At 60.9% G+C, this 13,416-nt stretch carries 12 protein-coding genes; 3 read left to right on the plus strand and 9 right to left on the minus strand.

All coding sequences use genetic code 11. The features are described 5' to 3' along the window. Window positions 1–30 precede the first annotated feature (30 nt). Both C474_RS06680 and C474_RS06685 read right to left on the minus strand, forming a co-directional pair. Window positions 31–474 carry a metal-sulfur cluster assembly factor gene (locus tag C474_RS06680; protein ID WP_008385168.1) on the minus strand — a complete coding sequence of 148 codons (444 nt, stop codon included), beginning with the start codon at window positions 472–474 and terminating at the stop codon, window positions 31–33. A 2-nt stretch (window positions 475–476) separates the two neighbouring features. Continuing rightward, window positions 477–1,538, minus strand: coding sequence for an amidohydrolase family protein (locus tag C474_RS06685; RefSeq protein ID WP_008385169.1), 1,062 nt, complete (start codon window positions 1,536–1,538; stop codon window positions 477–479). Window positions 1,539–1,785: 247 nt separating this feature from the next. On the opposite strand from C474_RS06685, the gene C474_RS06690 reads away from it, so the two are divergent. Continuing rightward, entirely contained in the window at window positions 1,786–2,541 is a 756-nt protein-coding gene (locus C474_RS06690) for an SDR family NAD(P)-dependent oxidoreductase (RefSeq protein ID WP_008385171.1), read from the plus strand. A 257-nt stretch (window positions 2,542–2,798) separates the two neighbouring features. Here C474_RS06690 and C474_RS06695 read toward each other — a convergent pair whose 3' ends face one another. From C474_RS06695 to C474_RS06715, 5 genes are all read right to left on the minus strand, one after another. Beyond that, window positions 2,799–3,221: a universal stress protein gene (locus C474_RS06695; protein ID WP_049916785.1), complete on the minus strand. Its 423-nt coding sequence runs from the start codon at window positions 3,219–3,221 to the stop codon at window positions 2,799–2,801. 85 nt (window positions 3,222–3,306) lie between these two features. Further along, window positions 3,307–4,209, minus strand: a complete 903-nt coding sequence (locus tag C474_RS06700) for an ABC transporter permease (RefSeq protein WP_008385174.1) — start codon at window positions 4,207–4,209, stop codon at window positions 3,307–3,309. A 92-nt stretch (window positions 4,210–4,301) separates the two neighbouring features. Beyond that, window positions 4,302–5,876: a sugar ABC transporter ATP-binding protein gene (locus tag C474_RS06705; protein ID WP_152421613.1), complete on the minus strand. Its 1,575-nt coding sequence runs from the start codon at window positions 5,874–5,876 to the stop codon at window positions 4,302–4,304. Window positions 5,877–5,894: 18 nt separating this feature from the next. After that, on the minus strand, window positions 5,895–7,247 hold the full coding sequence (locus tag C474_RS06710; RefSeq protein ID WP_049916786.1) for a substrate-binding domain-containing protein: 1,353 nt from the start codon (window positions 7,245–7,247) through the stop codon (window positions 5,895–5,897). A 124-nt stretch (window positions 7,248–7,371) separates the two neighbouring features. Further along, window positions 7,372–8,148 (minus strand): SDR family NAD(P)-dependent oxidoreductase, encoded by a 777-nt coding sequence (locus C474_RS06715; protein WP_008385180.1) that lies wholly within the window; start codon window positions 8,146–8,148, stop codon window positions 7,372–7,374. 177 nt (window positions 8,149–8,325) lie between these two features. Here C474_RS06715 and C474_RS06720 point away from each other — a divergent pair, with 177 nt between their 5' ends. Next, window positions 8,326–9,180: a BKACE family enzyme gene (locus tag C474_RS06720; protein WP_008385182.1), complete on the plus strand. Its 855-nt coding sequence runs from the start codon at window positions 8,326–8,328 to the stop codon at window positions 9,178–9,180. Window positions 9,181–9,543: 363 nt separating this feature from the next. Further along, window positions 9,544–10,311: an IclR family transcriptional regulator gene (locus tag C474_RS06725; RefSeq protein ID WP_008385184.1), complete on the plus strand. Its 768-nt coding sequence runs from the start codon at window positions 9,544–9,546 to the stop codon at window positions 10,309–10,311. A gap of 976 nt (window positions 10,312–11,287) precedes the next feature. On the opposite strand, the gene C474_RS06730 is transcribed toward C474_RS06725, so the two are convergent. Both C474_RS06730 and C474_RS06735 read right to left on the minus strand, forming a co-directional pair. Continuing rightward, on the minus strand, window positions 11,288–11,902 hold the full coding sequence (locus C474_RS06730; protein WP_008385186.1) for a lamin tail domain-containing protein: 615 nt from the start codon (window positions 11,900–11,902) through the stop codon (window positions 11,288–11,290). A 158-nt stretch (window positions 11,903–12,060) separates the two neighbouring features. Then, complete coding sequence (locus C474_RS06735) at window positions 12,061–13,368, minus strand: hypothetical protein (RefSeq protein WP_008385189.1); 1,308 nt, start codon at window positions 13,366–13,368, stop codon at window positions 12,061–12,063. Between the last annotated feature and the right edge of the window lie 48 nt (window positions 13,369–13,416).

The raw sequence follows: 13,416 nt of genomic DNA on the forward strand, positions 1-13,416 counted from the left end.
GAATCGAATCAGTCGACTTCGTTCCGGCGGTCAGTCCGAGCGTTCGGCGTAGGGGGTGACGCCAGCGGCGTCCATCTGGTCGTGGAACCGCTGCCGTCGGGCCTCCCGTTCCTCGGTCGACATCCGGTCGTTGGTCCAGATCTGGCCGCTGGTGTCCTGGTGGACCTCGCAACTGTCGACCTCGTCGAGCGACTCGACGCGCTCGCGCACCTCGTCGTTGATGTCGAGGAAGTACGTACACCGCTGTGAGGTCAGGAGGAGCGTCACCTCCACGTCGCGGCCGTCGACCGCGATAGACTCGACGAGACCGAGGTCGAGGATGCTGATCGGATTATCGCTCATACAGCTACAGGGGTCGAGCACCTCGTCCAGTTGCGCCTTGACCTCCGTCTTGCGCTCGTCGTCGAACTCCGTGCTCGGCGTGACGTGCGTAGCCTCTTCCGTCCGCGCGTAGGGGTCGGTGTGTGCAGACATGGTTAGTCGTCGGATGCGAGAGCCGCGTCGGCCTCGTACGTCGACCACGGCTCGGCGGGGAAGTCGCCGCTCTCTTCGCGCTCCGTGCGGAGTTGGTCCCACTTGTCGCCCTTGATGTCCTTCTTGATCTGCTCGGGGTCTTTGTCGAGAAGCCGAAGCGCGTTCTTGCCGAGGATCTTCTCTTTCATCTCCCGGGTGACTTCGGGGTAGTCGTAGTCTTCGATGAGGTCCTCGGGCATCTCGAAGTTCCAGATGCCGTCGATGGGTGGCTGGGGGTGCAGCGCCGTCGCACCGCCGGCGTAGACGATGCGGTCCGGGCCGGCCCAGTAGAGCATCTCACCGAGCGCTTTCGCGAACTTCCGCGGGCGGGTGTTGACGAGACAGGCGGTGTTCTCGAGGTTGGCGTAGACGTTGTCGTGGCTCGCCATCGCGAGCACCGTCTCCTCGACGAACGAGAAGCCCGCGTGGATGATCTCGAAGTTGACGTCGGGGAACGAGTTGGCCGCGTCCTCGACGTCGTCGGGCTTGAAGTAGCGAACGGGCGCCGTCGCGAACGGGATGAACTTGTGGATGGCCAGCGTGTCAACCTCGGAGTCGGCGACTCGCTGGAGGAGGGGCCAGACGGCCTCCTCGGTCAGCTGGAGCGAGAGGTCGTTGCCGTTCTGGTAGCGCGCGGGATAGAACTTGATGCCCTCGACCCCGTCTTTCGCGGCGAACTCCTCTATCTGGTCGCCCGCGTCGTCTTCGAGAGGGTTGATGTCGACGTACATCGATACGCGCTCGGGGTTCTGCTCCATGAACTCGAAACCCTTCTCACGGGAGACGTAGCCGTCGTGAAAGTAGTCGTCGAGCGGCAGCGAGTGGTAGACCGAGTAGTCGATCTGACTCTCCAGGAAGAGGAGCCGAGCGAGCTCTTCGGGCTGATGGTTGCGGTAGAAGACCTCTTCGGACGGCACGTAGCCGTCGGGGAGGAGCTTCGCACCGAGTTCGTACGTCTCGTCGTCCCAGATCTGCGCGTGCGGGTGTTTGTGATTCTCCGGCGTGTGGTTGAAGCAGTGTGACACGGAGTCCACTACGAGTGAGCCACTGTCTAACATCTCGTGGTGTAGGTCAGGTTAACCATTATTAAACATTTGGGTGTCGGCGGCGGTTCGCGTGTCGAGAGTGATCGCCAGACATTCACAGAGTCATCAAATCGGAGTCGGTCGACACACGACACTTGAGCCAGCGTGCGGAACTGAGCGGAGAGTGGAAACCGGGGCCGGAGCGCGAGAAACACTTAATTGAGCGGCAGTAGCACCCTAGCCTGTCATGTCCGAGCGATTGCAAGGGAAGACAGCACTGGTCACCGGTGGCTCCTCCGGCAACGGACGGGCCATCGCTCGACGGTTCGCCGAGGAGGGTGCGCGCATCACCGTCGCCGACGTCCGCGAAGACCCACGGATGGGCGGTGAACCCACACACGAACTCATCGAGAGCGAGGGTGGAGACGCACAGTTCGTCCACTGCGACGTCAGTTCGGTCGAGGACCTCCACGCGGCGGTCGACGCCACCGTCGAGGCGTTCGGTTCGCTGGACGTGATGGTCAACAACGCCGGGGTCGAGCGTCAAATGCCCCTGGGAGACGTCACGGAGGAGGACTACGAGTGGCTCATGGACATCAACCTCAAGGGCGTGTTCTTCGGGAGTCAGGCGGCCATCGAAGCGATGCGCGACCAAGACGACGGTGGCAGCATCATCAACATGTCCTCGATTGGCGGCATCCGCGGCTTGGAAAACTCCTCTCTGTACTGCACCTCGAAAGGCGGGGTGACGAACCTGACCCGAGAGTTGGCCGTCGAACACGGCGAGCACAGCGTCCGCGTCAACGCCCTCAATCCGGGGTTCATCGAGACGGCGATGACGATGGAGGACGGCGACACGGCCGGCGGCATCCTCGATCAGACGCCGCTGGGGCGCGCAGGCCAACCCGAGGAGGTTGCGGACGCGGCGCTGTTTCTCGCGAGCGACGAGTCGTCCTTCGTCACGGGGCACAACCTCGTCATGGACGGCGGCTTCACTGCCTGAATCGGACGGGGTGAGCACCGCTTCTTGTTTCGTGCCCACGGCGACTGTGTGTATACTCCACCCAGAGGGGACCCCTCTTGACGGTCGACGTCGGCGATCGCTCGACCGAGACGATCGACATCGACGAGATGAACGAGACGTTCATCGGTGGGCACGGCGTCGCGACCAGAGGACTGTGTCAAGCGATCACGTCGATGCCGCCGCGAGCGCCGACTGACCGGCCGCTCCGTCTTTTAGAGTCGTTCCGCGGTCAGTGCTCAGTGAACCACCGTCGTCGGGCACTCGGAGCGACGGACGACCTGTTCGGCCACGCTCCCGAGGAGGACGCGTGCGACACCCGTCCGGCCGTGGCTTCCCATCACGATTTGATCGACGTCGCGTTCGTCTGCACAGTCGAGAATCTCTTCTGCGGGTTTCCCCTCACTGACGACTGTCGTCACGGAGACGCCGTCGTCCAGCAATTCTGTGGCCTCTGACAATAGTTCCTCGGCGTCCTCGGTTGCCTTCTGGTACCAGCCTTCCAACCGCCTTCGGCCGCCACGGTTGGGGTCGGTGATGGATTCGCTGTAATCGATGACGTGGACGAGCACGAACGCGTCGTCGCTGTGGGTCGAAAGGGCGTACTCGAGCGCGTGCTGTGCCTGTGGTGAATCGTCTAGTGCGACCAATGTGCGTCCCATACTATGAGATACAGTACCGTGGGGCATGAATGTACGGGTCGCACGGCGGGTGTAGAGACAAAAAAGAACGCAGAGAAGAGTCGCTCTACTTCACCACGTCGATCTTCTCGCGGTCGATCGACAGGGCGACCGCCGCGACGACCACGAGGCCCAGGATTATCTCCTGGACGAACGAGTCGATGCCGAGCAGGTTCATGCCGTTGTTCAGGACTGCGATAACGAGCACCCCCAGGATGGTCCGGTGGGGCCCGCCGACGCCGCCGGTCAGCGCCGTCCCGCCCATGACGATGGCGGCGATGCTGGGTAGCAAGAGCCCGCTCCCGATGTTCGGGGAGGCCGACGAGATGCGCAGCGTCAGCAGGACGCCGGCGATGCCACAGAGCAGCCCCGACAGCACGAAGGGGTAGATCTTGTAGCGGTCGACCTTCGCGCCGGCTAACTCGACGACGCGTTCGTTCTCGCCCAGCGCGAAGCAGTACCGGCCGAACTTCGTCCGGAAGGCCAGCACGATGGTGCCCACGTAGATGAGCAGCCCCCAGAGCACGAGGTTGGGGATGCCGAGGACGTCCCCGGTCGAGATGGTGCGGATGGCGGGGTTCCGGAAGGTGATGGTCGAGCCGCCGGTGATGATCTTCCCGACTCCGGCCATCACCGAGAGCGTCCCGAGTGTGACCAGGAACGAGGGCACCTTGAGCTTCGTGAAGACGATGCCGTTGAACAGGCCGGCGAGCATCCCGACGCCGATGGCGAGCGGGATGGCCAGCAGGCCCAGACCGAACTGTGAGATCAGGACGACGGTTACGACGCCCGTCAGCAGCACGACCGACTCGACCGAGAGGTCGATGCTCTGCTGGAGGATGGGAAAGGTCCCCGCCAGCGCCACCAGCAGCAGCGTAACCGCGTTCTTCGCGACGTTGTCGAGCAGGTTGCCCTCGGTGAAGAAGCGCTCCGTCGTGAACGTGAAGGTGATCATCAGCCCGAACAGCATGACGAACGGGCCGAGATCCTGTATCCAGTCGTGGAGGGTGCGCTGCTCTCGTTGAGCGGTTATCCATTCGCTTAAATTACTTGTACTCATTGTTAGATCATCTCCTGTATCAGGTCTTCTTCGGTCGGTTTGTTGCCCGGCGAGGCGTCGAAGGGCTCGCCGACGAACTCGCCTTTCGCCATCACAGCGATGCGGTTGGACATGCCGATGACCTCGGGCAGTTCGTCGCCGATGAAGACGATCGAGACGCCCTGGTCGGTCAGCTCACGGCAGAGACGGTACACCTCCTCTTTGGCACCGACGTCGATGCCCCGAGTCACGTTGTCCATCACGAGCACCGGGGTCTCTTGAGCCAGCCAGCGGGCGATGACGACCTTCTGCTGGTTCCCGCCGCTCAGGCCGTGCACCAGCGCGTTGGGCCCCGGTGTCTTGATCGACAACTCCTCGATGGCGTCGAGGGTCGCCTCCTCCTCCGCGTCTAGGTCGAGCAGCGGCATGTTGCCGTTCATGTCCCGAACCATCGCCAAGGAGGTGTTGACCAACACCGACTGGTAGAGTAGCAAGCCCTCGGACTTCCGATCTTTCGGAATGTAGCCGACGCCCGCGTCGACCATATCGGAGACCGTCGGGCTCTGCAATGTGGTGCCGTCGACGGATATCGAGCCCTGCATCGTGTCGAGGTCGCCCGCAAGTAGGCGGCCAAACCGCTGCTTGCCCGAGCCCTCGACGCCGACGATGCCGAATATCTCCCCCTCACGGAGTGAGAAGGATATCGGGCCGACCGTGTCTTCGTGGACCACCTCGTCGACGGTCATCGTCGTCTCGCCGAGGTCGGCCTCGCGCTGTTGGTCGGGGACTCGGTAGTACTCGTCGGCGGTCTCCCGGCCGACCATCGCCTGCTGCAGCGACTCCGTGGTTGCTTCGGCCACGGTGGTGTCGTCGACGCGCTCCCCGTCCTTGAGGACATAGATCCGGTCGGATATCTGCAACACCTCGTCGAGTTCGTGGGAGACGAAGACGAACGTTGCCCGGTCTCGCAGGTCGTTCACGAGGTCGAAGAGGATCTTCCGGCCGCTCTCCTCGAGTCCGGCCGTCGGCTCGTCGAGCAGGATGACGGGGTTCTCGGACTTCTGGGAGACGTGGAACGCCTTCGCGATCTCGAGCATCTGGCGCTCGTTGAACGTGTAGTTGCGCACGCGTTCGTCCACGTCGATGTTGATTCCCAGGTCGTCGACGAAGGCCTGGGCCTCCTCGCGCATCTGTTCTTTCTTGAGGACCCCAAACTGCTCCATCTCTCGCCCGAGATAGAGATTCTCGTACCCCCGCATGGTCGTGATGACGTCCTGTTCCTGGTGGACGAGCGAGACGCCGTAGTTCGCCGCTTCACGCGGATTCGTGAACGTGACCGCTTCCCCGTCGACGTACAGTTGGCCCTCGTCGGCCTCCAACACGCCGGTCAGGATGTTCAGCAGCGTGCTCTTGCCCGCGCCGTTCTCTCCGACTAGCCCGATGACCTCGCCGTGGTCGACTGCCAGCGACACGTCTTTGAGAGCCTGCACGTGGCGAAACGACTTCGAGATACCCTCGACACGGAAGCTGTGGTCGTTCCCGCCAGCCGGGTTGGCTTGGTCCGCGTTCATCTCCTCTGTGTATGTCTCTGATGCCATGGGGGTGTGTGATGAGAGTTACTTGAGCGGGTTCGATTGGAACTGATCGCTGTACAGTTGGGTCGTTTCCTCCTGGGTGGCGTCGTCGGTGTAGACGCCCGGCAGGCCGTAACCGTTTGGCTTGTCCCCCTCCTTCCAGTCGAGGACCTGCTTCATGTCCTCGAGGCTCATAGGTTGCATGTCGATCTGGGGGTCCCAGGCGTCCTCGCCGGATTCCACGACGGACATCTTCTTCCAGTCGTAGGGCGTCTCGCCCGAGAAGATAGCCTCGTTGTAGTCGGCGGCGTCGACGACCGGGAGCCGGTCGATGGTGCCAGTCCAGTCGTCGGGATTCTTCACACAGACCGGCGCGTTGAACGACATCATCTTCTCTGCGGGGCTGAGCGTGTGCCCGTTGATGTAGTCGTGGCACTTCGCGACCGACCAGCCGGCCTGCCACGGGCCCATTCCCGAGACGGTGCCGGTCATCCGATCCTCGGCGATGGCCGCAAGTCCGGGCTCGCTGGCGTCGATGCCGACGACGGGCACGTCGATGTCGTTCTCCTCGAGGATCGTGAGCCCACCCAGCGCGACGGCGTCGTTCTGGCCGAAGAAGCCGCCGATGTCGTCGCCGAACTGGGAAATTTTGTCACTCATGACACTGCGGGCGTCCGAGCGGATCCAGTTGCCCGGCTGGCGTTCCCCCGCCATCTCGATGTCGGGATACTCCTGCATCGCCAGGTCGACACCCTTGTTCCGGCCGATGTTCGGGGCCGTGCCTCGGTTCCCTTCGATGTGGACGAACGTCCCACTGCCACCCATCGACTCGAACAGCATCTTCGCGGCGCTGTAAGCGTGGTTGACGAAGTGGGGTGTAAAGAACGTCACGTACTCCTTGCCGGCGTCCTGCGGGACGTACCAGTCGGCGATGGTGACCGCAAGCACACCTGGAGTGCCCGACTCCACCAGCGTCTCCGCGAGCGTGATTGCGGCGGCGTTAGTGTAAGTCTGCCCGGCGATGAAGTCCGCGTTGTTCGACACTGCCGTGTCGAACTGCTGTTGCTGTGTTTGGACCTCGCCGTTGTTCGTCTGGACGTTCGTCTTGTAGCCGAAGGCCTCGCAAGCCTCGAGGTAACCCTTCTCCCAGCTGAGCCAGTAGGAGTTCTGTCGGTTGGCGATGGATCCCATCGAGGTCAACGAGCCGTCAGACCCGCCTGAGCTGCCCGAGGACGTCGACGACCCGCCGTCGCTCGACGACCCGTCACCACTCGAGCCACCGTCGCCCGAGCCACCGACACATCCCGCTAGACCACCCAGTGCGATTGCGGACCCACCAACGGCGGTTTTTTTTATGAACCGGCGCCTTGACTGGTTACTGCTATCTCGTGCCATGTTTGCGTCACTGTGAGTTCGTGAGTCCTCCGATATATAGTTTATGATTGTTCATGCGATACGTATCCTCAGTCGTCACTCTCGCCGGGGAGTTTCCTGCGGGCGGGTCGCGCGTCGGGTTTCGTCAGTACATCACTTTGCCCGCCGAGACGTTGAGGTCCTGCCCGGTCATCCGGTCGGCGTCGGGGGAGCAGAGGAACGCGACCGTGTTCGCGACGTCCTCTCTGTCGACCAGTTCGTTCCGAGGGCTCTGACTCTCGGCGTCCGACCGGACCGCCTCGTAGGACCGGCCCGCCGCCTGCGCCTTCTCCTCGAAGACTCGCTGGATACGGGGACCGTCGACCGACCCCGGACAGATCGCATTGACGTTGATATCGTGGTCGCCGACCTCGGCCGCGAGCGTCCTCGTGAATCCGATGAGCCCCATCTTCGAGGCCGCGTACGGTGTCCGCTGTGTGAGCGGCCGCTTCCCTGTCACCGAGGCGATGTTGACAATCCGGCCGTACGACTGTGCTTTCATCGATGGAAGCAGCGTCCGACAGGTGTAGAACACCCCCCGGAGGTTCACATCGAGGGTATCGTCCCACTCTTCCGAGTCGATGGACTCGCACGGCGCAGTCGGTCCCGCGATGCCGGCGTTGTTGACGAGGTACTCCACGCTGCCGAACTCTTCGAGTGCGGTATCGACCGTCGATTCGACGGACTCGAGGTCGGTAACGTCGGTCTCTATCGCGCAGGCACGCTGGTTCTCGGCGTCAACGAGTTCGACGGTCTCCTGCATCTCGTCGGGATCGAGGTCGGCGACGACGATGTCGGCCCCGCGCCGTGCCAGTTCGACGCAGATGGCTTGGCCGATACCACGGCCGCCACCGGTAACTAGGGCTGTGCTATCTTTCTGCATACACTCATATCCCGAACCATGATTGATAAGCATTAGGGTTCTACCGGGGTCAGCCCCTCACACGCGCACCTCCGTACTCCCGATCGGAAGCGGAGTAGAACCGAGTCGCGCCACGAAACAGTCGTCCCAGATGCGCCCCCCGGAAGAATTAACACGATGAAATGGGTGGGTTGGGGTATGCCGTACAGTGGCTACGAAGATTACTTCGACCGAAAGCTCATCATCTCCGTCGCGACGACCGGTGGACACCACGGAAAGGAGGCGAACCCGAACCTCCCGACCCAGCCCGTCGAAGTGGCACAGGACGTTGCCGCCTGCGAGGAGGCAGGGGCGTCTATCGTCCACCTCCACGCCCGCGACGAACACGGTGAGAAGACGAAGTCGGTTGCCAGGTACCAAGAACTCATGGACGCGATCGACGAGTACTGCGATGACATCATCGTCAACTTCACCACAGGCGGTGGTGGTATCTACCCGCGGGAAGAGCGCATCGCGCCGGTGCTCGAGACGGACCCACGCCCGGAGGTGGCAACCGTCGACTTGGGCCCCATCAACTTCGGCCAGACGCGGACAGCAGAGAACACGCGCGAACAGAACGAGGAGTACGCCGAGCGGATGCGTGAGGCCGGCGTCAAACCCGAACTCGAACTGTTCAACCCGGGCCACATCCCGGAGGCGGAACATCTCATCGACGAGGGCCTGCTGGAGGAACCCTACTGGGCGACGGTCATCTTCGGGATGCAAAACGGGATGCCGCCCGGCCCCCGGAACTTGGAGGCCTTCGTCGACAACTTGCCCGACCCCGTCGAGTGGCAGTGCCTCGCAGTCGGTAAACACCAACTCCCGATGACGACCGCGGCCATCACGATGGGGGGCCACGTCCGCGTCGGGATGGAAGACAACGTCTACTACCGGAAGGGTGAACTCGCCGAGAGCAACGCACAACTCGTCCGCCGGACCGCTCACATCGCGGACGAACTCGAACGGCCTGTCGCGTCCCCTGCGGAGACCCGTGAGATGCTCGGGCTCTGAATCCTGGAAGCTCCGCGAAACCCCGGAGCAGCGGTCGACGCTTCCACGATATTCGGGAGGCGCGAATCGCATCGTAACCGCCAACACGTGCCGAATTCTCTAAATCCTCTGCCCAGTTTGGCTGGCTTGCCCTCTAAATTGAGAAGAATCTCAACCTCGAACGCCCAGTTCTGTGGCTTCTGGCAGCCGTCGGCACTCTGATACTCGATCGTCGCCCGAAATCGTTTGTGCAGAGGCGAATTTTATATACCATGCGTCAGTTTGACACACCTATACGGATTTCATGTCAGGAATTGCATCGGGGAATTATCTGGCGATTTGGGACACGCGAATTTTATATACTGGCTCCGGTATGTGTAACGTATGAACACGAACAAAGGCGGTCGGCAGTTGCAGACCACGATGACCTCACTCGAGGTCATAGAGAAGTTGCGCGAGTTAGACGGCGCTCGAGTGACGGAGCTTGCGGAGGTACTCGACCTCTCACCGAGCACTGTTCACGCACACCTCTCGACCCTCGCCGGCGCGGATTACGTCGTCAAGTCGGGGGACATCTACCACCTCAGCCTCCAGTTCCTCGGACTGGCGGACTACGTTCGCAACAGGCGAAACGCCTACAGAACCGCCGAATCGTACACCGACCAGCTCGCACGGAAGACGGAGTGTCGGGCCGTCTTCGCCGTCGAGGAAAACGGACGGGGTGTCTACATGTACACTTACTCCGGGAAACACGCCGTCTGGAAGTACTCCACCGTTGGCAAGCGGTTTCATCTTCACCAGACCGCCGCCGGAAAAGCCATCCTCTCCCGTCTCCCCGAAGAACGAGTCATCGCCATCATCGAGGAGTGGGGACTCCCGGCGAGCACGGAGAACACCGTTACCGACCGCTCTGACCTGCTCGAGGAACTGGAAGTCATCAAAGACCAAGGCGTCTCGTTCAATCACGAGGAACAACTTGAGGGCGTAAAGGCCGTTGGCGTCCCCGTGGACGGCTCTGACGGTCGTGTCGCCGGTGCCTTCAGCGTCGCCAGTCCCGCGAATCGGATGACCGAAGATCGGTTCGAAGAGGAGATCCCGCAGATCCTCCTCGGCGTCGCCAACGAGTTCGAACTCGAGAACTCGATGTCCTGACGTCGACGCTACGCATCTGCTGGTATCTTCACAGTCCTACTATTGTAATGGTATTCGCGACCTGAATTGCACCTCCGGATCCGACGGTGTTACATTCTTAGTACTGTAATTCTAAAATCCACTCACTGACGACCGAGGCTTCGGGCCGACTAACGACTGTACCGTTCTCCTTCCAGGTGTCCCTTATCGGCCAACTGCCGAACTCACGGCGTATTGACTCACCAATCGTTACCCAACTCAGACCTCATCAAATATATTAGATTGGACAGTACTCGTTTTGGTACTCATCGCTAAGACCGAGGGACGTATGTGAGTGGTGCCCAATATCACATAGTCCGCAAGGTCCATGCCGGTCGACGGGTGAAATTGCGGTGCGCCGTCCGGTACAACAATCAGGTCCTCTTGGAACTGTTCGATGAGTGAGGAGGCGAGGTGTTTCGCGTATTCGGCGGACGAATTTGTTGTACTGTGCGCGTATCGATCGCTATTTTGGCCGTATAATGAGGAAATAGTCTAACGTCTGGTGTTTTAATACTTTAATTTCTTCTCACTCCGTGTCAGTTTCTGCGACAATACGTCGTTGTAAATACCATCTCGATCCCGTTTCTCTCATCGACCGGTAACAGCCCAGAAGAGGCTAAGACACGTCGTAACGGTTTTCGAGAGGTATCGAGAAATTATATGTCCACGCGAGAGTATCACACCAGACGTCAGTCGATAGTGAGCGGAATCCATCTAATTTATTTTGTTCGATTTAGGAGATGAAAACCTAGTCGTTCGGATCCTAACCGCCAATCACAGCCCGTTCAAACGATCGATGTGGACCCAATTAAGCGGTTGTAGATGATTTTTGGCATACCGTGCCGCTCGACTGATTCGGTTTGGTGACGCCGTTTTTCGGTGGTCGCAGCTTTAGTGAATCGCCATACAGCGTGTGGTTCCACTTTAACTAGGCAGTGCCGGAGGTTCGATCTTGTCAGTTATCTGTGTTGGTCTCGTGCAGGGAGCTACTCCACAAGAGTTCGTACTGGTCTCCCGATTGCGTCTTCAGCGTGACCGGTTTACCGCGGCTGACGTCCAAACTCGCTTCGACGGGAAGTGACTCGTCGTCACCGGGTGCTATTAGCAGACCCTCACGAAACGTGAACTCCTCTCCGTCCTCGTCGACGATGACGGCCCCAGAGAGGTCCCACTCTCGGTCGCTGGTATTCCGGAGGACCAGGTACTTTCGGTCCCGGCGCCTTCTGACTTCCTCTATGACGATGTCCTGCCAGCGCGCTGGTTCCGGGTCGGGGTCCGTGTCTTCTGGCTCTGGTACCGGTTCCGGTTCTGGTTCGGGCTTCGGTTTGCGGAACCACCGGTACAGTCGAATCGTACCGACCAGGACGACCAACGAGAGGACGAGAGACCAGAGCAAGCTGTCGGTGAACGAGAAGAAGAAGAAGATGGTGAGAAACAGGAGCGCAATGAACGCGAGCAGGCCCTTGACTATGAGGACGATCAAACTGGTCACGTCTCGTCCGACGTTCCCGAGGAAGCCACTCCTTCCCCGTCGTTCTTGACCCCCGTTCGGTTCGTTACTTCGACTCATCGGTCCGGTATCTCCTGGCTGTCACGGTTTCTCTCCTTCTCGTTCTGACGAGCGCCCGGAGGATTTCCCCGGGTACGAGCAGCCGTCTGAACGTATTCTATCTACGTGTCATATCGTGATAAGCGTTTGTACCTCTTGTGTGGGAGACGAAGCGACGGTCATCGGTTGGTGGCGGCGAATTTGACGAGAAGCCACGAGGCAGTCTCGTTCACGCGGTCCAGCGCGAGTACGACGCGGAGGATATCGCGTTCAGCCTCGTCTCTCTCGTCCTCTTCGTTCCACACCTCGACGAGTTGTTCGACCGCTCGCTGGTACCGTTTGAGGCTCTCCGGAGTCGCCTCATCTCGGAGTTCTCCACCGAGTTCGGACGCTAACCCGACCAGTTCTCCGACGGTCTGGAAGTACTCCTCCGGTTCGAGGAACGGTTTCTCTTCGATTCGTTCGAGTATCGTTTTCGCGATATCGCTCGCGGCTTCGCTCTCGAACTCGTCGCTTACCACCTCGAACGCTCGGACGGACTCTTCGAGCGACCGGTCGACGACGTAGTCTTCGAGCTTGGATATCTTCGCTGCGTCTTCGGTCGCCTGCGTCTGTAGCTCCTCGACGTTCGTTTCGAGACTGTCGATTCGCTTCTCGAGTTCCTCCGGGACGGAGGAGTCTCCACCACCGGAGACGCGGTGCGGGTTGTCGAAGTCGAAGACGTGGCGGACCAACGCGGCGTAGACCACGTCGTTCGAGTAGACGAGCGGTCTGTACTCCTGCTTCGTCGGCCGCCACGACCCGTCGAGGCGTTCGAACGCGCCGAGGAAGACGTCCGCGTCGTCGCGCGTCGGAAGCGCGTCTCTCGCGGTACGATACTCGCGAGCGAGTTCGCTCAGTATCGGGTCGTCCGGTTCGAGTGGCCCGTCCGCGTCCGGGTCGACGTCGTTCGTCAGTTTCGGGACGAGTTTCTGCACCCCTTCGACTACGTCCTCGCCCGCCGCGTAGTACCGACAGACGACTGTCGGTGTCTCGACGATGCGGTTGAACTCGCACTCCTCGGAGACGGCCTTCCCGAGGTCGGGTGTTGGGACCTGTTCGGTCTCCGTCTCGTCGTACCGGAGGTGGACGTGAACGACGGTGTCGTCGTCGTTCGGTGCCGTGAACTCTTGGCGGAGGGTGTCCTCGACGACGAGGAGGCGCCCCTCGCCGTCGACTGCGACGCCGGGTTGGACCGTGACTTCGAGTTCGACTTCGTCGTCACCGTCACGACCACTTCGCTCGCGGACCTGCGTAGCGTCTAACCCTTCGATGATTCCGACACCGGTAACGAATCGAGCCATCGTGTCGAAACGCGCACGATGAAACTGTTGTTCGTCCCGCATGTCGCGCGGTGTCATCAGTTTCCCGTAGAAGTAGCGGTTGCGTTCGAGTGACGGAAAGTCTCCCCGACTCGCCAACCGCTCTCGCTCGGTATTAGCGCTCATTCGATGGATAACGTACGACCTCTCACCGTATCAAGATATCCCCGAAAC

Origin of the sequence: Halogeometricum pallidum JCM 14848, assembly GCF_000337095.1 — an archaeon.
Classification (GTDB): domain Archaea; phylum Halobacteriota; class Halobacteria; order Halobacteriales; family Haloferacaceae; genus Halogeometricum; species Halogeometricum pallidum.